Below are 24277 nucleotides of genomic sequence, written 5' to 3'. Positions count from 1 at the left end.
ATGAGGCCGATCCCATCGCGCCGGGCCGCCCGCACCGCCGCCGCCCTCGCCGCGTCCGGCGCCCTGCTCGTCGTGGCCGGCTGCGGCGCCGCCGACATGACCCAGCAGGCGTCGCCGTACGCCAACGCCGGGGACGGCAAGTCCGTCACCCTCTCCCTCCAGTCCTGGGTGGGCGCACAGGCCAACGTGGCCGTCGCCCAGTACCTGCTGGAGCACGAACTCGGCTACCGCGTCGACACCGTGCAGATCGACGAGGTCCCCGCCTGGGACGCGCTCAGCCAGGGGCGGGTCGACGCCATCCTGGAGGACTGGGGCCACCCGGAGGAGGAGAAGCGGTACGTCGAGGACAAGAAGACGATCACCGCCGCCGGTGACGTCGGCGTCACCGGCCACATCGGCTGGTTCGTCCCGACGTACTTCGCCGAGAAGCACCCCGACGTCACGCACTGGAAGAACCTCGACAAGTACGCCGACCAGCTCCGCACCCCCGAGAGTGGCGGCAAGGGCCAGCTGATGGACGGCTCGCCGTCCTACGTCACCAACGACAAGGCGCTGGTGAAGAACCTGGACCTGGACTACCAGGTGGTCTTCGCCGGCTCGGAGGCCGCGCAGATCACCCAGATCAAGCAGTTCGCCAAGGAGGAGAAGCCCTTCCTCAGCTACTGGTACCAGCCCCAGTGGCTCTTCGAGAAGGTGCCGATGACGGAGGTGGAACTGCCCCCGTACGAGGAGGGCTGCGACGCCGACCCCGACAAGGTCGCCTGCGCCTACCCCGAGACCCCGCTCCAGAAGTACCTGAACACGGACTTCGCGGAGAACGGCGGCGAGGCCGCGGAGTTCCTCAAGAACTTCGAGTGGACCACCGAGGACCAGAACCAGGTCTCCCTGTGGATCGCCGACCGGAAGATGGACCCGCAGGAGGCCGCCGAGAAGTGGGTCGAGGCCAACGAGTCCACCTGGAAGGCATGGCTGCCGTAGCGGCCCCGCCGTCCCCTTGCCGCACCGGAGCGCCCCCGCGGACCACCCGCCGGGGCGCTCCGGCGCGTGCGCCCCCGGGCCCCCAGTTCTTGATCGTCTTTCGCGGTCCGCGTCCCGGCCCCACGATGGGAGGGGAACCCCGACAGCGACGACAGCGACGACAGCGACAGACTGGGGGAACGACCCCATGGTCGAGAAAAGCTTTCCCGCGCCCGAGTCCGGGATGCTCCTCACCTACTTCCTCACCGTGGCCGACGTGCCGCGCTCCCGCGCCTTCTACAGCGAGGTGCTGGGCGGCGAGGTGATCCTGGAGGAGAACCCCTGCACGGTCCGCCTCGCCAACGGCTGGCTCATCATGAACCCCGGCGGCGGCCCCACCCCCGACAAGCCCGGTATCACCCTCCACCCGCCGGACGACCCCGCCACCGCCACCTGCTTCCTCAACATCAGGGTCGCCGACATCCAGGCGGTCTACGAGGAGTGGAGCGCGAAGGGCGCCGAGTTCGTCACCCCGCCGATCGACCGCAAGGCGGAGATCCGCTGCTACCTGCGCGACCCCGACGGCTACCTGATCGAGATCGGCCAGGCCACCGGCATCCTCCACGGCGTCTACGCCGACCCGCCCGCGGGGGAGGGCGGCGCCCAAAAGGGCTGAGGCGCCCTCCCCGCGTACGGCGGGAAGGGCGCCCCGGAACGTGGTGCCCCGGCGGGCGGTCAGCGCAGGAAGCCGCCGAACCGGGCCTTCGCGACGGGACCGTCCACATGGCCCGGGCCGAAGGCCGAGGCGCCCTCCACCGTCAGGCCCTCGCCGGTGCCGCGCAACGCCCAGACCGCACCCGCCGCGTCGTTCTCCTCGGGCGCGGAGGCGACCAGGTCGCGGTGGCCGTCGCCGTCGGTGTCGAGCAGGGCGCAGGCCGCGCCGAACTCGTCGCCGCTCTCCGCCACGCCGGGCACCCCGGGGGTGTTCTGGTGCATGACCTGGCTGCCCTCGCCCGTCACCCCGGAGGCGGTGCCGTGCAGCAGGGCGAGGGAACCGGCGTCCGTCAGGCCGCTGAAGTCCTCGCCGCTGATCCCGAGCGCGATCTCGGCCCGGCCGTCGCCGGTCACGTCGGCCACCGCGACGCAGGAGCCGAAGTGGTCGCCCTTCTCCTGGGCGCCGTGCAGGCCGGGCAGGCTCTGGTCGAAGGCGTCCTCGCGGCCGCCGAGGCCGGAGGCCGAGCCGTAGCGGACGGTGACCTCGGCGGTGGCCTCCCCGCTGCCGGTCACCACGTCGTCGTAGCCGTCGCCGTCCACGTCGCCGATGCCGACGGCCGCGTCGTCGCCGACGCTGCCGATCGGTCCGGCCTCCTGGGCGTCGCGGAAGCCGGTGGCGCTGCCGGTGAACAGGTGGTGGGCCCAGACGCCGTCGCCCTCGTAGAGCCAGGTGACGAGGTCGTCCGAGCCGTCGCCGTTCACGTCGCCGACGGCCTTCGGCCGGACCGGGCCGCCGACCGAGGTGGGGCCGTCCACGCACGAGTCGTCGTCGGCGCAGGCCGGGCCGTCGCTGTCGTACCCCCACCACTGGGAACGGTCGAGGAAGTCGAGCTGCTCCGCCGGGGTGCCCTCGCGGGTCAGCGGGCCCTTGAGGAGGCGGGCCTCCTGGGTGACCGGGTCGTCGCCCCCGACCTCCGCCGGGCCGAACAGGGCGAGGTCCGTCTGGCCGTCGCCGTCGAAGTCGCCGGTCTGCGGTGTGTGACCGAAGCCGGCCACGGCGGTGCCGCCGGTCAGGCCCTTCGGCGAACCCCAGAGGATCACCGCGCCGGGCTTGGCGGTGGCCGAGCCGACCACCAGGTCGCTGTAGCCGTCGCCGTCCAGGTCGCCCTTGGCGAAGGTCTCGCCGAAGCCCTCCCCGGCGGTGGCCGTGCCGGGCACCCCGGCCGTCGAGCGGCTCACCACGGTGCCGGGCGCCGGCGCGAGCCCCTTCTCGGAGCCGTGGGTCACCGCGACGTACCCGGCCCCGGCCTTGCCGGAGACGGTGCCGCCGGGGGCGCCGGCGACGAGGTCGGCGAAGCCGTCGCCGTTGAAGTCGTCGGCCGCCGCGGCCCCGGCCCGGCCGTCCGCCAGCGCCGTGCCCGGGGCCAGCGCGGCGGCGCTCAGCCCGCCGGCGGCGAGCAGTGCCGCCGCCAGGGAGGCCGTGGCTCTGCCGGACCGCCCGCGCCGGGCCGTGGGGGTGTCGGGGCGTCGCATCCAGGCCATGCCGTCTTCCTTCGTTCGCGGTCACGTACGTCTACTGGGACGCCGCGCCTCCGGCGGAAGTTGCACGCCCCGAGAGCCGGTCGGGGCGCGTGGGGTCAGGCGTCGCGTCCGGGAAGCTCCCGCGTGCGCCCAGCCCGCGCCGCCGGACGAGTGGCGCGCCCTGCACGTCCTGACGGCCGGCCACGTCGCCATCCGGGTGCAACCGAGGAGGCCGCGGAACCGGCCCGGGCGGAAGGGGAGTTCTTCGCGGCCTTGAACCGGCCGGGTGCGGCACGCCGGTCGGGCGAATTCGGCGGGGACGACCCGAGGGGGACGCCCGGATGAGTGGCGCCTGCGGTGACGGCGAGAAGCCGTCGGAGCCCGGTCGGTGGGTGCACGTCACCGTGTGCGGTGCACGTCACCGTGTGGGACGACGGCGGGGCCGCGGGGAGCGGCACCCGCCCGCCCGTCGTGTACGTGCACGCAGTGCTGACCTGGGGCGACGATCCTCGTCACGGCTCCGCGGCGCAGCGCCCGCTCGCCGCCGCCTGCTCCTCATGGACCGCCGGGGTCACGGCCGCCGCACCCTCACCGCCCCACCGCCTCGCCTACGCGGGCCTGATGCTCCCCAGACGTACCAGCAGCACCACCAGCCGGTACGCCTCGGCGAAATCGGCCGCGGTGAAGGTGACCGTGCGGGCGCCCCCGGCGCGGGTGACCCCCGGGACGAGCACGGCCAGGTCGACGGTGTGCGCCGCCGCCAGGTCGACCTCGACCGTCAGCGGCCCGGGCAGTGCCAGGGGCTCGGCCCGCGCCCGCCCGGCGACGGCCTCGGCGGCAGCCCGGCGCAGCCGCTCCCGCGCCTCCTCGGGGTGCGTGGTCGCCGCGGCGAACTGGGCCAGTGCCTCCTTGACGGCGACCGTGTGGACCCCGGGGACCAGCTCGCGCGCCTCCGCGCAGGCCGCGTCGTCGCCACTGAGCAGCACCAGCGGTACGCCCAGATGACCGGCCATGGCCGCGTTCAGGCCGATCTCGCCCAGCGAGCGCCCGCCCACGCGGACGTCGAGGAGGGCGTCGCTCATGGTGTGGGCCAGCACGCCCGGCCCGGCGCCCGCCCGCACGTGGTAGCCGACGAAGAGGACTGCTTCCGTCCGCTCGTCGATCCCGGCGAGCATGCCGAGCGGCCGTGGCTTGCCCCGGACCAGCCGGGCCCGCCGGTCGATCTCCTCGGGCAGCAGATTGCGGTACGACCCGTGCGCGTCTGCCACCCACACCTCGGCACCGGGCTCGGCGTCGAGGACCCCGGCGACGGCCGCGTTGGCCTCGGCCGTCATCAGCGCCCGGCCGCGCCCGTAGTCGTACCCTTCCGGGTTGGTCTCGCCGGGATGCACGATCCCGGAGATCCCCTCCATGTCGACGGAGACGAGGATCCGGGGGCGCTTCTGGTTGTCCATGGGCCGGAGGGTACGCGCCGCTCCGGGGTCGTCACCTGCCGCCCCGCGCCGTGATCCCCGCGCCTCGTGGCCGCGGCCGCGACTGGCGCGCGGCGGACCCGGGACACCGTCGCGGCCGACACCCCGGCCCGCCCGGCGACGTCGTACACCGTCGGCGTCCCCACCGCTCCTTCGCCCACGCGCCCGGCCCGCGTCCCGTCCCCGGCCCACGTGGCGCAAGGGCGTTCCCGCCAGGGCGGTGGGGGTGGGGGCGAGGCGGGGAGGGGAAGGGGCCGCGCTCTGTGGGCTTGTCGATTATCGATATGCTCCGCTACCTTGAACCTATCGATAATCGATAGGGAGGGATTCATGGACACGCGTCTCACGAGGAATCTGTCCGCGGTGGCCCAAGCGCTGTCGGTCGTCTTCGGGCTCGCCTTCCTCGGCAAGGCAGGAGTGCGGCTGTCCGACGACGGGGCCATCTGCGTGGAGACCGGCTTCTGGGCCAACGCCAGGCTGGCCGACCCGCTGTCGGTGGCGCCGGGGGTGGAGGCGTCCAGCAGTGCCGCCCGCCTGTGCCAGGAGAGTCCCTCCGTGGCGCAGCGCCTCGCCGACCTCGGGAGCGCACTGCCCTGGCTGCTCTTCGGCGCGCTGGCGCTGGTCCTCTTCGCGCGGATGCTCAAGGCCGTGGTGGAGCAGGGGCCGTTCACCGGGATGGTGGCGCGACGGCTCACCGTGCTCGGCTGGTTCGTCGCCGTGGGGACGCCGGTGACCGGCCTCGTCGCGGGCTGGTCGCAGGGCTGGCTGGTCGCGAGCATGGCCCCGATGGTGGGTGTGGAGCAGGTGGTCTCCGGGCCGACCGCCCTCACCCTGGCCGGTCTGGCCGCGGTGGTCATGGGGAAGATCATGCGCGAGGGCGTGCGCATGCGAGAGGACCTCGAAGGGACCATCTGATGGCCGAGGAGGAACCGCAGGCGATCAGAATCCATCTCGACCGGCTGCTCGCCGAGCGCGGCATGACCCTGACCGAGCTGTCCGGCCACGTGGGTGTCACCGTCGTCAACCTGTCCGTCCTGAAGAACGGGCGGGCCAAGGCCGTGCGCTTCTCGACCCTCGCGAAGATCTGCGAGGTCCTGCGGTGCCAGCCGGGAGACCTGATCACCTACGTCCCGCCCGGGCCGGAGGAGTAGCCTCCCCTCCCGCCGGTGCCCTCGCACGCCCTCCGGCCCCGCCCCTGCCCGCTCGGCGGGCAGGGCACCGCCTGGCCCGGCCGCGAGCGGGGAACGTCACGCGGCGTCACGCGAACGGGTGCACCTTCCGCCGGACGCGCACCGGAGCCCCGGGCGCCGCGTTTCACTCTCCCGACCGCCCACCGTGTCGCGGAGGTAGCCATGCTCGTCACCACACGCCGCCACACCACCCTCGTCACCCCGCCCTGCCCCGGCCGCGCCTGTCGCACCGGTCTCCACGGCCGTCTCTGGAAGGACACCACCCACCTGCGCAACGCCCCCGACAACTGGCGCTGGTACTGCACCGGATGTGGCCGGCACTGGATGCCCACCCGCGAGCAGTTCGACCGGCACCGGACGGTGCCGGGGACGTAGCGGGGCCGGGCCGGGCACTCCCGCGGGTGCGGGGAGCCCCCCGTGCCCCCCGCACCCCGGCCCCCTCAGCGCCCCGGCTCAGTGCTTGCCCGGCACGTAATGGCCCGGCACGTTGCGGGAGGCGACCGAGAGGCGGTTCCAGGCGTTGATCACGGTGATGGCGGCGATGAGGTGGGCCAGTTCCTCCGCCGGGAAGTGGTCGGCGGCCTTGGCGTACACCTCGTCGGGGACGAAGCCGTCGGTGAGGACGGTGATGGCCTCGGTGAGCTCGATCGCCGCGATCTCCTTGGCCGTGTAGTAGTGCTTCGACTCCTCCCACGCGCTGAGCTGGATGATGCGTTCCAGGGACTCGCCCATCGCGAGGGCGTCCTTGGTGTGCATGTCGAGGCAGAAGGCGCAGCGGTTGATCTGCGAGGCGCGGATCTTGACCAGTTCGCCGATGACCGGGTCCAGCCCCTTGCGGGCCGCCGCGTCGGCGCGGGCCAGCGCCCGGTGGACCTCGGGGGCCAGCTCCGGGAGGGAGATGCGCGGGGTGTGCTCCGGAAGGTGGGCGGCGGTCCTCCCGCCGGACGGGCCGGTGGCCGCGGAGGCGTCGGCGCCGGTGCCGGTGGACGCGTCGGTGTGTGTGGTGGCCATGGTGGTCCTCTCGCCGGTCTGCTGGGTCTGCCCTGTTCGTGACCACGAGCCTAGGAGCAGGGCAGCCCACGCGTATGGTCCACTTCTGTGACGCAATCTTGGGCCAGTCTCGGGATCGACCTGCATCTGGAACCGGCCGGGCCGGGCCTCAGGAAGGGGCTCACCGACGCGCTGCGGGACGCCGTGCGGTCGGGCCGGCTCGCACCGGGGACCCGCCTGCCCTCCTCCCGTACGCTCGCAGCCGACCTCGGGATCGCCCGCAACACGGTCGCCGACGCGTACGCCGATCTCGTCGCCGAGGGGCATCTCACCGCACGGCAGGGGTCCGGCACGCGGGTCGCCGAGCGGGCCGCGCCGGTCCCGGCGGCGCCGCACCGGAAGCGGCCGGTGCGGGTGCCCGGGCGGGCCGGGCCGGCGCACGACCTGACGGCCGGCACCCCGGACCTCTCGGCGTTCCCGCGCACGGCCTGGCTGAAGGCGGCCCGGCGGGCGCTGACCGCCGCCCCCAACGACGCGTTCGGATACGGTGATCCGCGCGGGCGGCCCGAGCTGCGGGCGGCCGTCGCCGACTACCTCGCGCGGGTCCGGGGAGTGGTGGCCGACCCGGACCAGATCGTGGTCTGCGCCGGGGTCGCGCACGGGCTCGGACTCCTGACGGAGGTGCTGTCGAGGCGGTCCGGCCGCTCGGGACGCGCCACCGTCGCCGTGGAGACGTACGGGCTCGGGTTCCACCGGGAGTGGCTGGAGGCAGCCGGGGTGCGGACGGCGCCGCTGCCCTTCGACGCGGACGGGACCGATCCCGCGGCGCTCGACGCGGAACAGGCGGTGCTGCTGACGCCGACCCACCAGTTCCCGATGGGCGGCACGCTCTCCCCGGCACGGCGGGCGGCCGTCGTCGACTGGGCGCGGCGGACCGGCGGGCTCGTCCTGGAGGACGACTACGACGGCGAGTTCCGGCACGACCGGCCTCCGGTCGGCGCCCTGCAAGGGCTCGCTCCGGACCGGGTCGCCCACCTCGGCACCGCCAGCAAGGCCCTCGCCCCGGGCCTGCGCCTCGGCTGGCTGGTGCTGCCGCCGGGCCTGGTGGACGAGGTGCTGGCGGCCAAGGGGTACGCCGACACCTGCGGGGCGCCCGACCAGTTGACGCTCGCCGAGTTCCTCACCTCCGGTGCGTACGACCGGCAGGTGCGCCTGATGCGGCTGCGCTACCGGCGCCGCCGTGACGAGCTGGTGGCCACCCTCGCCCGGCGCGCCCCCTCGGTCCGTGTGGGCGGGATCGCGGCGGGCCTGCACGCCGTGCTGCTGCTGCCGCCCGGCACCGAGAGCGAGGTGCTGCGGGCGGCGGCCTGGCACGGGCTGGGTGTGCAGGGGCTCTCCTGGTTCCGGCACCCCGCCGCCGACGGCGCGGCCGGGGCGCCGGACGGCCTGGTCATCGGCTACGGGCGGCCCCCGGACCATGCCTGGCAGAGTGCCCTGGAGGCACTCTGCCGGTGTCTGCCCTGAGGGCGCCTGGCGGCCGTCCCACCGGCTGATCCAGGCCGGGGCGGAACCGTGCGCCCTCCTGCGGGGTCCCTTCTGGCAGCGGCGACGTAGGCTGCGCATAAAGATGAGTTCCGGTCAGGGAGCCCCCGTCAGGGCTTCTCCGGCCGGTCAACCCCGCCGGGACGGCGCCGCGCACGGCAGACGCCCCGCCCGGGCGACGGCCGCAAAGGACCGTCGGCCACCGGGGAGACGCGTGTCCCGGGCGGGGTCGCAGGGGAGACGAACGGGGAGCTGAGACAGCATGGCCGAGAACATCACCGTGCCCGCCGCCAGGGCACTGGACGCACCGCGGGACGTGCCGGTCGCCGACGGGCGGCCCGCGCCGGCCCGCCGCACCGAGGACGGGCAGGGGGAGCGGCGCAAGAAGGCGGTCCGCCGCCGGGTGCGGTCCAGCACCGTCGCGCTGGGCTCGATGGGCGTGCTGGCCGCCGCCCTCGCCGCCTGCGGATCGGAGCCCGACCGCCGCTGCGTGGACCGCAACAGCTACTCGTACGGCGGCGGGTACAAGGTGGTCGACTCCAGTCAGTGCCGGAACGGTTCCTCAGGGTCGGCCGGCGGCACCGGCGGATCGGCCGGCGGCACCGGGAGCGGCCGGTACGGCAGCGACCGGAGCACCAACACCGGGTGGTACTACGGCGGCGACAGCAGAAGCGGGTACGCGAGCGACGGCTCGTTCAACAGGAGCTCGGTCAGCTCCGGCGGCTTCGGCTGCTCCGGCAAGGGCAGCGGCGGCGGCTGACGCCCTCCCGGGCGCCCGTGTCCCGCGCACTGCCGCGCGCGCCCGCTCCACCCCACCGAGTACGCCCGGGGCGCCGCCCGTCCGGCCCGCGCCCCGGGCCCGTACCCCTGCCCGTGCGGGCCGCGCCGCCCGCGCCCACCGTGTACAGGACGGACCACCCCATGCAGCGTCACACCATCGAGCCGCGTCCCGGCTGGCAGGAGACCGTCGAGGCCCAGGGCGTCATCTACCCGCTGACCCGCCATCCCGACGACTCGCTGCGTCCGTACTGGGACGAGAGCGCCTACTACTCCTTCAGCCTCCCCGAGGTCGAGGCGCTGGAGGAGGTCGTCGAGGAACTGCACGCGATGTGCCTGGCCGCCGCCGCGCACATCGTGGAGAAGGACCGTTTCGCCGATCTCGGCATCACCGACCCGCGCCTCGCCTCCCTGGTCGCCGAGGCCTGGCACCGCAAGACGGAACTGCCGTCCCTCTACGGCCGCTTCGACCTCTGGTACGACGGTTCGGGGGAGCCCGCCAAACTGCTGGAGTACAACGCCGACACCCCCACCTCGCTGGTGGAGGCGGCCAGCGCCCAGTGGTTCTGGATGGAGGAACGCTTCCCCGGCTGCGACCAGTGGAACTCCCTGCACGAACGGCTCGTCGACGCCTGGCGCGCGCAGGCCGCGCTGCTGCCGCCGGGCAGCCCCGTGCACTTCGCGCACACCATCGACGACGAGTGCGGCGAGGACCTGATGACCGTCGCCTACCTCCGCGAGACCGCCATCCAGGCCGGGCTCGCCACCGAGGCGATAGCCGTCGAGGACATCGGCTGGGACAGCCTCTCGCACCGCTTCGTGGACCGGAGGCTGCGCTTCATCCGCAGCTGCTTCAAGCTGTACCCGTGGGAGTGGCTGGCCACCGACGAGTTCGGCCCGCACGTCCTGGACACCCTCGACAACGGCGGTGGCACCGGCTCCACCCTCTGGATCGAGCCCGCCTGGAAGATGCTCCTCTCCAACAAGGCCCTCCTCGCCATCCTCTGGGAGCTGTACCCGGGCCACCCCAACCTCCTCGCCTCCTACCTCGACGGCCCGCGCGAACTCGCCACCACCACCGGCTACGTCACCAAACCCCTGCTCGGCCGCGAGGGCGCCGGAGTCACCCTCCACCAGCCCGGCGAGGCCCCCGCCCCCGGGCCCGCCACCGGTCCGAGCTGCTACCAGCAACTCGCCCTCCTGCCCGACCTGTCGACCCCGGCCCCCGGCGCCCACAGCCCCACCAACCACGTCGTCCTCGGCGCCTGGGTCGTCGCCGACGAGGCGGCCGGGCTCGGCATCCGCGAATCGGCCGGACCGGTCACCGACGGCTACGCCCGCTTCCTCCCGCACGTCATCCTCTGACCCCGACCCTCACGGAGCCCCCGGTGCCCGAACTCCAGCGCCTGCGCGCCGACCACGCCCCCGCGCTGCTCGCCTTCGAACGCGAGAACCGCGCCTGGTTCGCCCGCGCCGTCCCCGACCGCGGTGACGCCTACTTCGCCGACTTCGCCGTCCGCCACCGTGCCCTCCTCTCCTGCCAGGACGAGGGCACCGACCACTTCCACGTCCTGGTCGCCGACGACGGCACCACGGTCCTCGGCCGGTTCAACCTCGTCGACATCAGCGACGGCGAGGCCGAACTCGGCTTCCGCATGGCCGAGTCGGCCACCGGCCGCGGACTGGCCACCGAGGCCGCCCGCGCCGTCTGCCACCTGGCCGCCACCGACTACCACCTCACCTCCCTCCGCGCCCGCACGACCGTGACCAACCTCGCCTCGCACACGGTGCTGACCCGGACGGGCTTCACGGTGGCAGGCGAGACGGCCCCGGACTCGTCCGGCGGGGAGCGGATGCGGCGGTACGCGAAGGCGCTGGGAGGAGACGTGCTCCGGGTGTACTGAGCACGAGCGTCGTTGACGCTGGGGCTGGATCGTCCTCACCGTGCTGGTCGTGGGCCGGCTGGACGCCCCCCCCGCGACCCCTGTCCGGCTGCGGGTGGTGTTGCGGGCACCCGGGGCGGGGCGGACCTGCCGGCGCCGCCCCGCCCGGGACCGGCCTACTCCCTCCCCAGCGCCTCCCGCAGCTCGCCGATCCCCCAGTCCAGGTCCTCCGCCGAGATCACCAGGGGCGGGGCGATGCGGATGGTGGAGCCGTGGGTGTCCTTGACCAGGACGCCACGGGCCATGAGGCGTTCGGAGATCTCGCGGCCCGTGCCGACCGCCGGGTCGATGTCGACGCCGGCCCACAGGCCACGGCCCCGGACGGCGCGGACCGGGCCGTCGGCCTTGACCAGTTCGGCGAGGGCGTTGTGCAGGCGGGTGCCCAGCTCGGTGGCGCGGGCCTGGTACTCGCCGGTGCGGAGCATCGCGATCACCTCCAGGGCCACGGCGCAGGCCAGCGGGTTGCCGCCGAAGGTGGAGCCGTGCTCACCCGGGCGGAAGACGCCGAGGACGTCGCTGTCGCCGACCACCGCCGAGACGGGGACGACACCGCCGCCCAGCGCCTTGCCCAGCAGGTACAGGTCGGGGACGACCTTCTCGTGTTCGCAGGCGAAGGTGGTGCCGGTGCGGCCCAGCCCGGACTGGATCTCGTCGGCGATGAAGAGGATGTTCCGCTCGGCGGTCAGCTCGCGGACCCGGCGCAGGTAGCCGGCGGGCGGCACCAGCACCCCGGCCTCGCCCTGGATCGGCTCCAGCAGCACGGCCACCGTCTCGTCGGTGAGGGCGGCCTGGAGCGCCTCGGCGTCGCCGTACGGGACGATGTCGAAACCCGGGGTGTAGGGCCCGTAGTCGGCGCGGGCCTCCTCGTCGGTGGAGAAGCTGACGACGGTGGTCGTCCGGCCGTGGAAGTTGCCGGCGGCGACGACGACCCGGGCGGTGCCGTCGGGGACGCCCTTGACCCGGTACCCCCACTTGCGGGCGGTCTTCACCGCCGTCTCGACCGCCTCGGCGCCGGTGTTCATCGGCAGCACCATGTCCTTGCCGCAGAGCGCCGCCAGCTCCTCGCAGAAGGCGGCGAACCGGTCGTGGTGGAAGGCCCGCGAGGTGAGCGTCACCCGGTCCAGCTGGGCTTTGGCGGCTGCGGTCAGGCGGGGGTTGGCGTGGCCGAAGTTGAGCGCGGAGTACCCGGCGAGGAGGTCCAGGTAGCGCCTGCCCTCGACGTCGGTCATCCAGGCGCCCTCGGCGCTCGCCACCACCACGGGCAGCGGGTGGTAGGTGTGCGCGCTGTGCGCCTCGGCGGCGTCGACGGCCTCGGCGGTCGCGGAGCCGGGAGCGGGGGAGGAGTGCGTACGAGACACGGGATCTCCGTTCGTCCTGCGGGGGAGGCCGGGGTGGTGGCCCTCTTTCTATCGTCGCTCGCGGTCCGTGCCCGGAAACCCGCCCGCGCCCGGCGAGGCGGTCGGGCGGGGCGGACCGGCGCGCGGAGTCCTTTGCCCAACCGTGACCGGGTCGGCGCCCCGACTCGTCCGCCCCTGCCCGGTTATCCGGCGAATTTCCGTGGTGCGGTGACCCGTTGCCGCCAGGTGCCCGGGGCGTTGGAGAGGTTGTGCGGTGGTTGCTGTGCTCACCTGGGCGCGGGGCCACCGGGACGGCGCGAAGAGGGAAGTCGACATGGCCGGTGAACGGCGAGGAGCGGCAGGAGAGATATGAGCGCGCTGGATTTCTGTGCCGAGGTGCTGATCGAGGGCCGGATCAGGGGGGCCGGTCTCGGCGACTCCATGGCGGTCTGGGACCGCTGCATGGGCTACGAGTACACCGACGGCCTCAGCCGGGGGCGGCTGCGCCGCGACTACGGCCTGGTCGAGATCATCTTCGAGCAGTACGACACCGGCTGGCACGCCACGGGTATCGAGATCCAGGCGTACCGGCTCGGCCGGTTCGGGGTCGGCATCGTGCCGCAGGTGCTCTCGCCGTACTTCGGCGCCGTCGAGAACCGGGTCGACGCCAGGGAACTGCTGGAGACGGTGGCGGCCAAGGGGATCGGGATCGAGGCCGTCCACGAGGAGGGCGCCCGCACCCACGCCTACCGGGTCGACGGCAGCGGGGGCGTGGTCTACGTCCTCATGGCCGAGACGCGCAGCATGAAGGTGCCGTCGGTGGGCGACGTGTGGACGGTGGTGCTGGAACTGCCCGACGAGGAGTGAGGCGCGGGCGGGGTGCGGTGGTGAGGGCCGGTGCGGCCCAGGGTGAGGGAACGATTCCCCTGCCCCCGGCGACGCCGGGTTTCCGCCACCCCGCCCGGCGGGCTCCCCGGTCGCGCGCGTCAGTCCGCGCCCTTCCGGTCCGGGTCGTCCTCGGCGGTGGGCAGCTCGCCGTGCCCCTCGTACCAGGGGTTGACCCAGCCGCAGACCGCGCAGGAGTAGCGGCCGTTCACCCCGTAGATCTCGGTGCCGCACTGGCGGCACTCGGTGCGGGTGATCTCGCTGGCGCTCATGAACGGCCAGCCTAATCGGGCCCGGCGGGAAGGGAAGGAGGCGCGATGGGGCGTGGGGGCGCGTACGAAGGTGGCGGGCGCCGGGGTGCGGAGGCGCGGTGGGAGTGGCTGAAACAGACCCCTTGCCGGACCGGGGGTGTGCGCCAACAATGCGCATGTCAATTCGTCAACTCGTGCCCGTGCCGCGCCCCCCACCTGTCCGGCACGGGCCTCAGAGAGGGTCCCCCCACATGAAGAAGCCCCTCGCCGGCGCGCTGCTCGCCGCCGCCCTGCTCGGTGCCTCCGCCGCCCCCGCCGTCGCCGCTCCCGGCCCCGCCGCGCCCGCCGCCGTGGACCTGTCCGGCACGGTCGCGCTCTCCAACTGTTCCGGCTCCGTCGTGCGCACCCCCACCGCGGAGGCGGACGACCCGGCGCTGGTCCTCTCCAACGGGCACTGCCTGGAGAGCGGCTTCCCCGCGCCCGGCGAGGTCCTCGTCGACCAGCCCTCCTCGCGCTCCTTCACCCTGCTCGACGGCGCCGGCAACGGCGTCGGCACCCTGCGCGCCGCCAAGCTCGCGTACGGCACGATGACCGACACGGACGTCTCCCTCTACCAACTCGGCGAGACCTATGCCGAGATCGAGAGTGCCTACGGCATCGAGGCCCTGGAACTCGACGCCGCCCGCCCCACCGAGGGCACCGCGATCACCGTCGCCTCCGGTTACTGGAAGCGGACGTACAACTGCTCCGTCGACGGCTTCGCCCACCAGCTCAAGGAGGGCGACTGGACCTGGAAGGACTCGGTCCGCTACACCGACGCCTGCGACACCATCGGCGGCACCTCCGGCTCCCCGGTGATCGACGACGCCACCGGCAAGGTCGTCGCCGTCAACAACACGGGCAACGAGAGCGGCGGGGAGTGCACCGACAACAACCCCTGCGAGGTGGACGAGAACGGTGAGGTGACGGTCCGCGAGGGCATCAACTACGGCCAGCAGACCTACACCCTCGTCCCCTGCATCGGCCCCGGCAGCGAGATCGACCTCAGCCGCTCGGGCTGCGCCGTGCCCAAGCCCTGATCCCGTGCACGCGGGCGCCCGCCGGCCGGCGGGCGCCCGCGGGTGTGCGTGGGGACGCCGGACCGGGCGTCCGGCGCCGCGATCTCCGGGCCGGCGAGCCGGTGCGGTGCCGTGGACCACCCCGGGGACGGACCAGGCCGTCGGCCAGGGGCCGTCGGCCAGGGGCCGCCGGGCCGGGCGCGCGCCGGGACGGGCCGCCGGGCTCCCGCCGGCCCGCCCTCAGACCTCGCGCCACCTGGCGTCGGCGAAGGAGAAGAGGCCGAAGGCGGCCAGCCCCACCGCGACCAGCACCAGCAGCCACGGGCCCGCCGGGGTGTCCGCGAAGGAGCGCAGGGTGTCGTCCATGCCCTTGGCCTCGTCCGGGTCGTAGTCGGCCGCCGCCAGCAGGGCGAAGACCCCGGCCGCCGCGAAGACCAGGCCGCGCGCGGTGCCGCCGAGGACACCGGTCACGTCGACCAGCCGACGGGCGCGGCGGGACATGGCGCCCGTCCGCAGCTGCTCGCGGTACTTCCGCAGCACCGCCCGGACCGCGACCACCACACCGGCGGCCGTCACCCCCACCGCCGCCGCACCGACGATCCACTGCCCGCCCGGGAGCCCCAGCGCCCGCGCGGTGATGTCCTGCGACTGGGCGTCGCTGGAGCCGCCCCCGCCCTTCTCGCCCGCGGCGAACGACAGCACCGAGTACGCGACGAAGGCGTAGAAGACCGCACGCGCCGCCGACGCCGGCCGCTTCGTCGCCTTGCCGCCGTCCGGTCCCGCCGCGCCGAACGCCGCCTCCGAGAGCCGCCACAGGGCCATGCCCGCGAGCGCGACGCCGATCACCCAGAGCAGCACCCCGCCGAACGGCCGCCCCCCGATCTCCTGGAGCGCGCCACCCCGGTCGGCCTGCTGTCCGCCGCCCTGGAGCGCGATCTGGCCCGCGAGGACCCCCACCAGCAGATAGATCACCCCGCGCGCGGCGAAGCCGGCGCGCGCCCCGGCGGAGACCACCCGGCTGTCGGCCGCCCGCCGTGCCCGGCGGTGGCCCTCACGTGCCATCGATGAGGAATCCATGGCCACCGGATGCCCCCGGCAAGGGTGAGGAAACGGAAACGGGAGGGGTGGTGGCGGTGCGTTCCGATGACCACGGGCGGCTCCGGCCGCAAGAGGGCGAAGACCCGGAAGGGAATCAGTGAGCGGGCCCGGGCGGGATGTCCCGGGTGGTCCGGAGGGGACGGACCGGCGATCGGAACGGAGACGCGGACCGGATTACCCGGCGGGCGCCCGGAGAACACCGATTCCCTCTTCCGCTTTACGAGGAAGAGGGTGAGGCGGAGTGCGTGACGGGCGGGGGACGTGGCGTACGTGTTCCGTGCCGGATGCCGCTCCCGGGCGGCGGAGGGTAAGTTCATGTATTCCGAAGGGAATTCGCGCAAGAGAAAAGCGGGGTGGCGGGATCGGGTGAATCCCGCCGCCCCGCGCGGCATCTCGGCCGCCCGTCCCCGGGAGTCTCCGTAGCCCGGTCCCGGACCGGTTCCGCGATGGGGAACTCCGGGCCGGAGGCCGGAAAGGAGAGGAGGCGCGGTGGGCCCCGCCGGGAGGGGGAGTAGGGGGCGGGGCCCACGCGCCGGTCTGCTGCCCGGGGGCGGGCCGCCGGGTCCGCGGGCGCCGGGCGGTGAGCGCCGCGCCGGTGCGGTCATCCGCGTCACCGGGCCCGGGGGCGGCGTCGGGCGCCGCGTCGGGAAGCCCCGGCCGTCAGGGCGAGGAGCCGCTGGGCGGCCCGTCGCAACCGTCCGCCGGGGCGTGGCCGTCTGGGCCGCGAGACCCTCGCGTCCGCCGCCGGGGCGGCCCGGCGGACGGCGAGCCCGCTCCTGCGTGGCGCCGCGCGGCCCCGGCGCTCAGTGACGGAAGGCATCCTTGCCCTTCTCCTTCGCCTGGCGCAGGTCGCCCTTGCTCTGCTCGGCCCGGCCCTCCGCGGCCAGTCGCTCGTTGCCCACGGCCCGGCCGACGGTCTCCTTGGCCTTGCCCTTGGCCTGCTCGACGCGGCTCTTGCTCTTCTCGTCGGTCATGCGCTTCTCGTCCATGGTCTGCGACTCCTTTGAGAGAGGGCGTTGAACTCTGCGGGGTCGCATGACCGGCGATCCGGACGGCAAACATCCGCGTCGGAAATCCCTTCCCGCCGGAGCGGTCGGAAACAGTCCGAGGTCTCGCGTACGCGCGCGTTCGACGCCTCACGGCGGGCCGGGCGCGCTCTTCACGCGGTTCTCCGCATCCGGGTTCCCGCCTTTACCAATCTGTGAGGAACGTGCCGCGAATCTGTCCGGTGATCGGGGGCACATGGCCTCTCGACGGAGAAACTGATATCGCGGAGGTTGATCGACATGGTGCCCCTTCTTCTTGTTCTTCTGCTCGCCGTTCTCCTTTTCGGCGGAGGATTCGCTCTCGACATCCTGTGGTGGATCGCCGCGATCGTGCTCATCGTCTGGGTCCTGGGCTTCGTCTTCCGTTCCGCCGGCCCCGGTGGAGCGCGCGGCCGCTGGTACCGATGGTGACCGGCGCCTGACGCGCCCCGCCCCGGCACCCGGGGCGACGACCCGGGACCCCCGCCCCGCAGGGCGGCATGAGCCCCGCACGGCAGCCCGCCGCGCGGGGCTCACCCGTGTGCGGGCGCGCGCCCCCGGTTCCGGTTCGTGCGCTCCCCGTACACCCGGCACCCCCCGGGGTATGACGGGTCCGATTCCGGAGGGCGCCGCGGACCTGAGACAATGGGGCCATGGCTTCTGATCGTCCTCGCGTGCTCTCCGGGATCCAGCCCACCGCCGGCTCGTTCCACCTCGGCAACTACCTGGGCGCCGTGCGCCAGTGGGTGGCGCTCCAGGAGACCCACGACGCCTTCTACATGGTGGTGGACCTGCACGCGATCACGGTCCCGCAGGACCCGGCGGAGCTGCGCGCCAACACCCGGCTCGCCGCCGCCCAGCTGCTGGCCGCCGGGCTCGACCCCGAGCGGTGCACCCTCTTCGTCCAGAGCCATGTGCCCGAGCACGCCCAGCTCGGCTGGGTGATGAACTGCATCACCGGCTTCGGCGAGGCGTCCCGGATGACGCAGTTCAAGGACAAGTCCGCCAGGCAGGGCAACGACCGCACCACCGTCGGCCTCTTCACCTACCCGATGCTGATGGTCGCCGACATCCTGCTCTACCAGGCCGACCAGGTCCCCGTCGGCGAGGACCAGCGCCAGCACCTGGAGCTGACCCGCACGCTGGCCGAGCGGTTCAACGCGACCTACGGCGGGACGTTCACCGTCCCCGACGCGTACATCCTCAAGGAGACGGCGAAGATCTACGACCTCCAGGAACCGACGGCCAAGATGAGCAAGTCGGCCGCCAACGCCAAGGGCCTGGTCAACCTCCTCGACGAGCCCAGGGCGACCGCGAAGAAGATCAAGAGCGCCGTCACCGACACCGGCAGCGAGATCCGGTTCGACCGTGCCGAGAAGGCCGGGGTCAGCAACCTCCTCTCCATCCTCTCCACCCTCTCCGGCGAGACGATCGCCGAACTGGAGGAGAAGTACACGGGCAAGGGCTACGGTGCGCTGAAGACGGACCTCGCCGAGGTCATGGTCGACTTCGTCACCCCGTTCCGCGAGCGCACCCACGCCTACCTGGACGACCCGGAGACGCTGGACGCGATTCTGGCCGAGGGCGCCGAGAAGGCCCGGGCCGTCGCGGCGGAGACCCTGGCGCAGACCTACGACAAGCTCGGCCTGGTGCCCGCCAAGCACTGAAGGGGCACGGGCCGCCGCCCCCCGGGGCGGCGGCCCGGACCCCGGCGGGCGCGGCCGTGCCCGCACCTGAGGGCGGTGCCGTCCGGCAGGGGACGGCGCCGCCACCTTCGAAGGACAGGAGTACGACGTGGGGACCGTAACGCTCGGCGTTTCGCTCGCGGTCCCGGAGCCGCACGGCAGCCTCCTCCAGGCGCGGCGTGCCGGCTTCGGCGACACCGCGGCCTACGGCATCCCGACCCACGTCACCCTGGTCCCGCCCACCGAGGTGGACGCGGCCGCCGTCCCCGCCATCGAGCAGCACCTCGCCGAGGTGGCCGCCGCCGGCCGCCCCTTCCCGATGCGGCTCAGCGGTACCGGCACCTTCCGCCCGCTCTCCCCGGTGGTCTACGTCCGTGTCGCCGCCGGCGCGGACGCCTGCACCTGGCTCCAGAAGCAGGTCAGGGACGCCTCGGGGCCCATCGCCCGCGAGCTCCAGTTCCCGTACCACCCGCACGTGACGATCGCGCACGGCATCGCCGAGGAGGCGATGGACGAGGCGTTCGAGGCGCTGAAGGACTTCGAGGCGAGCTGGACCTGCTCCGGCTTCGCCCTCTACGAGCAGGGCCCGGACGGCGTCTGGCGCAAGCTCCGCGACTTCCCCTTCGGCCGCGCGGGCTGAGGACGGCCCCGGCGCCGGACGCCCCGCCCGCCCGGAGGGCGGCCGGAGGTACGCTGCCCGCGAGTCGAGGGCGGCCCACCACCCGGACCGCCCGGGAGAGGGGACCATGGCGCGCCGTACCGCACGCGCGGGAATGCTCACCGTCCTCGCGCTGGCGCTGACCGGTTGCGGAGCGGACACCACGGGCGGGCAGGACGACGCGCGGACCGGGCGCCCCGGTGTCCCGGAGGGCGCCCCGGTCGCCCTCCGCCTGGACCACGTCGGCGACCAGGACGGCGAGTTGACCGATCTGGCGGCGCTCGGCCCCGACGACCTGTGGGCCGCGGGGCACGACCGGAAGAACGGCGGGTCGACCGGCCGGTACCTGCTGCGCGACACCGGCGACGGCTGGCGGCGCCTGCCGCTGCCCGACGCGCTCGCGGACATCCCGTACCCGCCGCGCCTGGACGCCGCGGGCCCCGACGCCCTCTGGGCGACCGGCACCACCACCGAGCAGGGCGGCCCGCCGGTCATCGCCCAGTGGCGCGACGGCCGCTGGTCCACCGTCACCCCGCCGCCCGAAGGCGACCTGCTCGACCTGGCCGCCTTCGGCCCCGACGACGTCACCCTCCTCCAGAACCCGCACCCGCCCGACCGGGACGACGGCGCCGGGAACATCGTCAGCGACACCCGCACCCAGGTCGCCCACTGGGACGGTGCCCGCTGGACCACCACCCTGCTGCCCTTCACCGCCGCCGCCCTCGACGGGACCTCCGGCGACGACCTCTGGGCCGTCGGACACCGCTCCGAGGGCCCCGGCATCGGCGGCGACGGCCAGGAGATGAACCAGACCGCCGCCCACCACTACGACGGCACCCGCTGGACGGCCGTCGACACCCCGCTGCGACGGTTCCCCGACCCGGTCCCGCCAGAGGCGGGCGCCGCGCTCGACACCGTCGTCGCCGTCGCCCCCGACGAGGTCCACGCGTTCGGCCGGCACTCCTTCAACCACGGCGAGGTGGAGGAGGAACCCGACGACGAACACCTCCGGCTGCGCTGGGACGGCAAGCGGTGGCGCGACCTGCCCGAGGCGGAGGGCGCCTGCGGCACCCGCCCCCCGCTGCTGGTCGACGGCGACACCGGCACCCTGTACGAGAACCTCTGGTACCAGGCCGCCGACGGCCGCTGCCACAAGCTCGACCGCCCCCGGCTGCCCACCGGTGGCGAGGTCCGCGAGAACGCCCGGCAGGGACTCGGGGTCGCCGAGGCCGCCGTCGTCCCCGGCACCGACCGGATCGTCGTCGTCGGCCACCTCGCGGTCATGCAGGGCGGCAACCCCTTCAGCCGCCCCGTGGCCCTGCACGCCACCCGCTGACCGCCCGCCGGGCCGCGCCCGCACCCCGCCCCACGCCGAAGGAGACCCGCCATGTCCGCCCCGCCCCTCCCCGCCGGCCTGCTGGACCGGGCCACCCTCGCCGTGGGCCCCGGCACCGGCCCCGCCGTCGCCGGTGAACTGGCCGCGCTCACCGGCCGCCCGGTCCTCGCCTACGACACCGCCGGGCGGCTCACCGGCGCGCACGGGGCCGCGGACGCTCCGCTCGTCCTGGTCGGCCCCACCCTGCCGCCCGCCCTGCGCGGCGACCCCCGGGTCCGCTGGTTCCACAGCGTCAACGCCGGGGTCGACGCCCTGCTCGACGGCGGCTGGCCCGCCGGAGTGCTGCTGACCCGCACCGTCGGCCGGATGGGCGAGCGGATCGGCCAGTACGCGCTCGCCTGGGTGCTCGCCGACTGCCAGGGCGTCCCCGGCCACCTCGCCCGCACCGCCGCCCGCACCTGGCGCCGCGAGCCCTCCGAACTGGCCGCCGGGCAGACCGCCCTGGTCTACGGCACCGGCCGGATCGGCACCGCCGTCGCCGAGGCGCTGCGCGCGGCCGGGGTGCGCACCGTCGGCGTGGGGCGCGGCGAGCACGCGCCGGGCGGGCCCTTCGACGAGCGGGTCACCGCCGAGGAGGACGGGGCCTGGCTCGGCCGCGCCCGGTTCGTGGTGGACGCGCTGCCGCTGACCGAGGCCACCCGCGACTTCTTCGCCGACACCCGGCTGTCCGCGCTGGGCGGCGCCACCTTCCTCAACGTCGGCCGCGGCGGCACGGTCAGCCTCCCGGCGCTGGGCCGCGCCCTGGCCGCCGGGCAGGTCTCCGCCGCCGTCCTCGACGTCCTCGCCGACGAGCCCCCGGCCCCCGGCCACCCCGTCTGGGAGCTGCCGCGTACCACCGTGACCTCCCACTCGGCCGGCATCACCGCCGACACCGACATCACCGAGGACTTCCGCGCCGGGTGGCAGGCGCTGCGGGAGGGCAGGGTGCCGGAGCTGGCGGTGCGGGTGGGGCGCGGGTACTGAACCGGCGTACGCGCGGGCGGGGTCACCCGCCCAGCAGCGCGCCCGGCCGCTCCGGCGCCCCCGCCAGCCATTCGCGGTACGGGCCCGCCCGCAGGGCCGCCGCCCGGTAGGCGGCGGTCAGCTCCTCGTAGGCGGGGCCGGCGGCGGGGCAGCGCGGCGGGGTGACCAGCAGCAGGCGGACGGCGAGCGGGTCGTCGCGCAGCGGCCGGATGACCATGTCGTCGCGCGGGCCCGAGGTGGGCTGGCAGGGGGCGACGGCCTCGCCGAGCGCCACCAGGGAAGCGGTGGTCAGGTAGTCGCCGTGCAGCACCGGGGGGTCGATCCCGGCGGCGGCCAGCACCCGGCGTACGCCGTCCCACTCGCCGTCCACCGAGGGGTCGACCATCCACCGGTCGTGGGCGAGGTCGGCCAGGTCGACCACCTGGCGGGCGGCGGCCGGATGGTCCGGCGCCAGTGAGATGAACTGCGGTTCGCGTTCCAGCAGGGTGTGCTGCACCAGACCGTCGGGGACGCGCAGCGGACTGCCCTCCACCTCGTGGACGAAGACGAGGTCCAGACGCCCGGCCCGCAGGGAGCGGAGCAGCACGGTGGCCGACACGTCGACCTGGAGGGTGATGTCGGTCTCCGGCATCCGTCCCCGCAGCCGGCGCAGCCAGTCGCCGACGATGCGGCTCGCGGTCGAGCCGACCCGTAGCCGCGGCCCCGGGCGGCCGAGCGCGGCGGCCTCGGCGCGGGCCTCCTCGACCAGCACCGCCATCGAGTCGACCACGGTGCGGGCCCGGGAGAGCACCGTGCGGCCCAGCAGCGTCGGGCGGCAGCCGTCGCGGCCCCGGTGGAAGAGTTCGGCGCCCAGGCTCTGCTCGATGCGGCGCAGTTGGGTGGTGAGCGCGGGCTGGCTCACGCCGAGTTCGCGTGCGGCACGGCGCACGCTCCCGGTGTCGGCGATGGCGCAGAGCGCGCGGAGGTGACGCACCTCAAGCTCCATGCACCGAGGCTAGAAGCGCCCCGCCCGCCCCGCCAGTGGTCCCAAGCACGCCAAATGCCCACAACCACCCGGAACCGTCCGGCAACTGACCGGCCATATAGGACCGGGTTATCGCTGGTTGGCATCATGTGCCCGGCGCCGGCGCGCTCCAGACTCGTTCCCGGACCGAACTCCTCGGTCCGGTACGCGGCGGACCCCACTCCGCCCGTGCCGCGGACAGTCAGGAGACCCCCACATGCGTATGCCCCGGACCGCCGCCGCCCTTACCGGGCTCGGCCTCGCCGTCGCCGCCGCCCTCGGCTCCGTCGCCCCCGCCTCGGCCGCCGCCGAGACCTCCACCCCGCGCTCGGTCGCCGCCTACGAGGCGTCCGGTGAGAACGCCGCCGCCACCGCCGCCTTCCAGAAGGCGGTCATGAAGGCCGTCGCCGAGAAGCGCGCCGCCAACCCGGGCGCGCAGGCCGTCACCGTCACCTACGACGCCTCCGGCGCCCCCACCTTCCGCTCGCAGATCGCCAGCTCCACCTCGATCTGGAACGGCGCGGTCTCCAACGTCCGCCTCCAGGAAGGCTCGAACGCCGACTTCACGTACCGCGAGGGCAACGACCCGCGCGGCTCGTACGCCAGCACCGACGGGCACGGCCGCGGCTACATCTTCCTCGACTACGCCCAGAACCAGCAGTACGACTCGACCCGCGTGACCACCCACGAGACCGGCCACGTGCTCGGCCTGCCCGACACCTACTCGGGCCCGTGCAGCCAGCTGATGTCGGGCGGCGGCCCCGGCCCGTCCTGCACCAACGCCCAGCCGGACGCCGCCGAGCGCTCCCGGGTCGAGCAGCTGTGGGCCAACGGCCTCGCCGAGGCGGTCGCCGGGACCCGCTGACCCGGGGCGGCCCCGGCCGCCGCGTGACAGCCCTGCCGCCTCACCCGGGCGGCGGCGCGGCTCCCTCCCCCATGGGGAGCCGCCCTCGGGGGCCGCCCCTCGCGCCGCTCGCGCGAGGGGCGGCCCCCTCTCCGCCTCCCCACGCCGGCCGTGCCCGGGACCTCAGACCGTCAGGCGGCGGAAGAGCGGCCGCGGCAGGTTCCGTACGGCCGACATCACCAGCCGCAGCCCGCCGGGCACCCACACCGTCTCCGAGCCCCGGCGCAGGCCCAGTTCGACCGCGGCGGCCACCTGCCCGGGGGTGGTGGTCAGGCGGGCGTCGCCGCGCGGGTCGCCCGGGCCGAGGACCGTGCCGGGGCGGACCACCATCACCCGCGCGCCCGTGCCGTGCAGGGCGTCGCCCAGCCCCTGCGCGAAGGCGTCCAGGCCCGCCTTGGAGGAGCCGTAGATGAAGTCGGCGCGGCGGGCCCGCACCCCGGCGGCAGAGGAGAGGACGACCAGGGTGCCGTGGCCCTGCTCCTGGAGGGCGGCGCCGCAGAGCAGCCCGGCGCCGACCGCGCCCGTGTAGTTGGTCTGCGCGACGCGGACCGCGTCCAGCGGGCGGCTCTCGTCACGGGCCTGATCGCCCGCGACGCCGAAGGCCAGGAGCACCGTGTCCACGTCCCCGGAGGCGAACACCGGCTCCAGGGAAGCCTGGTGGGAGGCGGGGGCCAGCGCGTCGAAGGCCACCGTCCGGACCTCCGCCCCGAGCCGGGCCAGCTCCTCGGCGGCCTTCTCCAGCGCGGGGGAGGGGCGGCCCGCCAGGTGGACCAGCCGGGCCCCGCGGGCGATCAGACGGCGCGCGGTGGCCAGGCCGATGGCCGAGGTACCGCCGAGGACCAGCAGGGACCGGGGGAGCCCGGAGACGTCGGTGGACAAGCCGCTCCTTCGCGGGAGGCCCGCGGGCC

26 protein-coding genes are annotated in these 24277 nt (G+C 74.6%); 17 read left to right on the top strand and 9 right to left on the bottom strand.

Annotated elements, in window-relative coordinates; all coding sequences use genetic code 11:
• Positions 1-978: an ABC transporter substrate-binding protein gene (locus Sdia_RS01455; RefSeq protein WP_189500465.1), complete on the top strand. Its 978-nt coding sequence runs from the start codon at positions 1-3 to the stop codon at positions 976-978.
• Between the two features lie 187 nt (positions 979-1165).
• On the top strand, positions 1166-1633 hold the full coding sequence (locus Sdia_RS01450; RefSeq protein ID WP_189500466.1) for a VOC family protein: 468 nt from the start codon (positions 1166-1168) through the stop codon (positions 1631-1633).
• A 59-nt stretch (positions 1634-1692) separates the two neighbouring features.
• Here Sdia_RS01450 and Sdia_RS01445 read toward each other — a convergent pair whose 3' ends face one another.
• Both Sdia_RS01445 and Sdia_RS01440 read right to left on the bottom strand, forming a co-directional pair.
• Positions 1693-3213: an FG-GAP repeat domain-containing protein gene (locus tag Sdia_RS01445; protein WP_189500467.1), complete on the bottom strand. Its 1521-nt coding sequence runs from the start codon at positions 3211-3213 to the stop codon at positions 1693-1695.
• A gap of 587 nt (positions 3214-3800) precedes the next feature.
• Positions 3801-4646, bottom strand: a complete 846-nt coding sequence (locus Sdia_RS01440) for a M55 family metallopeptidase (protein WP_185393039.1) — start codon at positions 4644-4646, stop codon at positions 3801-3803.
• Between the two features lie 348 nt (positions 4647-4994).
• Between Sdia_RS01440 and Sdia_RS01435 the strand changes: the two genes are divergently transcribed.
• The 3 genes from Sdia_RS01435 to Sdia_RS01425 all read left to right on the top strand — a co-directional run bounded on the left by Sdia_RS01435 (position 4995) and on the right by Sdia_RS01425 (position 6229).
• A complete protein-coding gene (locus Sdia_RS01435; RefSeq protein ID WP_100452429.1) occupies positions 4995-5579 on the top strand; it encodes a DUF2975 domain-containing protein in 585 nt (194 codons plus the stop codon).
• Positions 5579-5815 (top strand): helix-turn-helix domain-containing protein, encoded by a 237-nt coding sequence (locus Sdia_RS01430; RefSeq protein ID WP_100452430.1) that lies wholly within the window; start codon positions 5579-5581, stop codon positions 5813-5815. The genes Sdia_RS01435 and Sdia_RS01430 overlap by 1 nt, the downstream gene beginning before the upstream one ends.
• 201 nt (positions 5816-6016) lie before the next feature.
• The gene (locus Sdia_RS01425; protein WP_100452431.1) at positions 6017-6229 is read left to right on the top strand and encodes a hypothetical protein; all 213 of its coding nucleotides are present in this window, start codon (positions 6017-6019) and stop codon (positions 6227-6229) included.
• 78 nt (positions 6230-6307) lie between these two features.
• Here Sdia_RS01425 and Sdia_RS01420 read toward each other — a convergent pair whose 3' ends face one another.
• Positions 6308-6865: a carboxymuconolactone decarboxylase family protein gene (locus Sdia_RS01420; RefSeq protein ID WP_100452432.1), complete on the bottom strand. Its 558-nt coding sequence runs from the start codon at positions 6863-6865 to the stop codon at positions 6308-6310.
• An 87-nt stretch (positions 6866-6952) separates the two neighbouring features.
• Between Sdia_RS01420 and pdxR the strand changes: the two genes are divergently transcribed.
• From pdxR to Sdia_RS01400, 4 genes are all read left to right on the top strand, one after another.
• Entirely contained in the window at positions 6953-8368 is a 1416-nt protein-coding gene (gene pdxR / locus Sdia_RS01415) for a MocR-like pyridoxine biosynthesis transcription factor PdxR (RefSeq protein WP_189500468.1), read from the top strand.
• 280 nt (positions 8369-8648) lie between these two features.
• Entirely contained in the window at positions 8649-9146 is a 498-nt protein-coding gene (locus tag Sdia_RS01410; protein WP_115069777.1) for a hypothetical protein, read from the top strand.
• A 161-nt stretch (positions 9147-9307) separates the two neighbouring features.
• Positions 9308-10528: a glutathionylspermidine synthase family protein gene (locus Sdia_RS01405; RefSeq protein ID WP_115069778.1), complete on the top strand. Its 1221-nt coding sequence runs from the start codon at positions 9308-9310 to the stop codon at positions 10526-10528.
• 23 nt (positions 10529-10551) lie between these two features.
• Positions 10552-11067, top strand: a complete 516-nt coding sequence (locus Sdia_RS01400; protein ID WP_100452436.1) for a GNAT family N-acetyltransferase — start codon at positions 10552-10554, stop codon at positions 11065-11067.
• A 155-nt stretch (positions 11068-11222) separates the two neighbouring features.
• On the opposite strand, the gene rocD is transcribed toward Sdia_RS01400, so the two are convergent.
• Positions 11223-12464 (bottom strand): ornithine--oxo-acid transaminase, encoded by a 1242-nt coding sequence (gene rocD, locus Sdia_RS01395; protein ID WP_115069779.1) that lies wholly within the window; start codon positions 12462-12464, stop codon positions 11223-11225.
• Positions 12465-12812: 348 nt separating this feature from the next.
• Here rocD and Sdia_RS01390 point away from each other — a divergent pair, with 348 nt between their 5' ends.
• Complete coding sequence (locus Sdia_RS01390) at positions 12813-13310, top strand: hypothetical protein (RefSeq protein ID WP_115069780.1); 498 nt, start codon at positions 12813-12815, stop codon at positions 13308-13310.
• A gap of 119 nt (positions 13311-13429) precedes the next feature.
• Here Sdia_RS01390 and Sdia_RS01385 read toward each other — a convergent pair whose 3' ends face one another.
• The gene (locus tag Sdia_RS01385; protein ID WP_164494925.1) at positions 13430-13600 is read right to left on the bottom strand and encodes a hypothetical protein; all 171 of its coding nucleotides are present in this window, start codon (positions 13598-13600) and stop codon (positions 13430-13432) included.
• A gap of 230 nt (positions 13601-13830) precedes the next feature.
• Between Sdia_RS01385 and Sdia_RS01380 the strand changes: the two genes are divergently transcribed.
• The gene (locus Sdia_RS01380) at positions 13831-14658 is read left to right on the top strand and encodes a S1 family peptidase (protein WP_100452439.1); all 828 of its coding nucleotides are present in this window, start codon (positions 13831-13833) and stop codon (positions 14656-14658) included.
• A 219-nt stretch (positions 14659-14877) separates the two neighbouring features.
• On the opposite strand, the gene Sdia_RS01375 is transcribed toward Sdia_RS01380, so the two are convergent.
• Positions 14878-15699 (bottom strand): DUF1206 domain-containing protein, encoded by an 822-nt coding sequence (locus Sdia_RS01375; protein WP_229831575.1) that lies wholly within the window; start codon positions 15697-15699, stop codon positions 14878-14880.
• Positions 15700-16538: 839 nt separating this feature from the next.
• The gene (locus tag Sdia_RS01370; protein ID WP_100452442.1) at positions 16539-16724 is read right to left on the bottom strand and encodes a CsbD family protein; all 186 of its coding nucleotides are present in this window, start codon (positions 16722-16724) and stop codon (positions 16539-16541) included.
• Positions 16725-17021: 297 nt separating this feature from the next.
• Between Sdia_RS01370 and Sdia_RS01365 the strand changes: the two genes are divergently transcribed.
• The 5 genes from Sdia_RS01365 (at position 17022) to Sdia_RS01345 (ending at position 21462) form a co-directional block, all read left to right on the top strand.
• Positions 17022-17192: a DUF5670 family protein gene (locus tag Sdia_RS01365; protein ID WP_100452443.1), complete on the top strand. Its 171-nt coding sequence runs from the start codon at positions 17022-17024 to the stop codon at positions 17190-17192.
• A gap of 221 nt (positions 17193-17413) precedes the next feature.
• Entirely contained in the window at positions 17414-18427 is a 1014-nt protein-coding gene (gene trpS / locus Sdia_RS01360) for a tryptophan--tRNA ligase (protein WP_100452444.1), read from the top strand.
• A 127-nt stretch (positions 18428-18554) separates the two neighbouring features.
• On the top strand, positions 18555-19085 hold the full coding sequence (locus Sdia_RS01355) for a 2'-5' RNA ligase family protein (protein WP_100452445.1): 531 nt from the start codon (positions 18555-18557) through the stop codon (positions 19083-19085).
• Between the two features lie 106 nt (positions 19086-19191).
• Entirely contained in the window at positions 19192-20439 is a 1248-nt protein-coding gene (locus tag Sdia_RS01350; RefSeq protein WP_229831576.1) for a hypothetical protein, read from the top strand.
• 51 nt (positions 20440-20490) lie between these two features.
• Positions 20491-21462 carry an NAD(P)-dependent oxidoreductase gene (locus Sdia_RS01345; protein ID WP_100452447.1) on the top strand — a complete coding sequence of 324 codons (972 nt, stop codon included), beginning with the start codon at positions 20491-20493 and terminating at the stop codon, positions 21460-21462.
• Positions 21463-21484: 22 nt separating this feature from the next.
• Here Sdia_RS01345 and Sdia_RS01340 read toward each other — a convergent pair whose 3' ends face one another.
• A complete protein-coding gene (locus Sdia_RS01340) occupies positions 21485-22447 on the bottom strand; it encodes a LysR family transcriptional regulator (protein ID WP_181844143.1) in 963 nt (320 codons plus the stop codon).
• Between the two features lie 235 nt (positions 22448-22682).
• Here Sdia_RS01340 and snpA point away from each other — a divergent pair, with 235 nt between their 5' ends.
• Entirely contained in the window at positions 22683-23330 is a 648-nt protein-coding gene (gene snpA, locus Sdia_RS01335; protein ID WP_100452449.1) for a snapalysin, read from the top strand.
• Between the two features lie 162 nt (positions 23331-23492).
• Here the strand turns inward: snpA and dprE2 are convergent, their stop codons facing one another.
• Positions 23493-24248, bottom strand: a complete 756-nt coding sequence (dprE2, locus tag Sdia_RS01330) for a decaprenylphospho-beta-D-erythro-pentofuranosid-2-ulose 2-reductase (protein WP_115069784.1) — start codon at positions 24246-24248, stop codon at positions 23493-23495.
• Positions 24249-24277 lie beyond the last annotated feature (29 nt).

Origin of the sequence: Streptomyces diastaticus subsp. diastaticus, from assembly GCF_011170125.1 — a bacterium.
Taxonomy (GTDB): domain Bacteria; phylum Actinomycetota; class Actinomycetes; order Streptomycetales; family Streptomycetaceae; genus Streptomyces; species Streptomyces diastaticus.
This window is presented reverse-complemented; position numbering and strand designations above follow the sequence as displayed.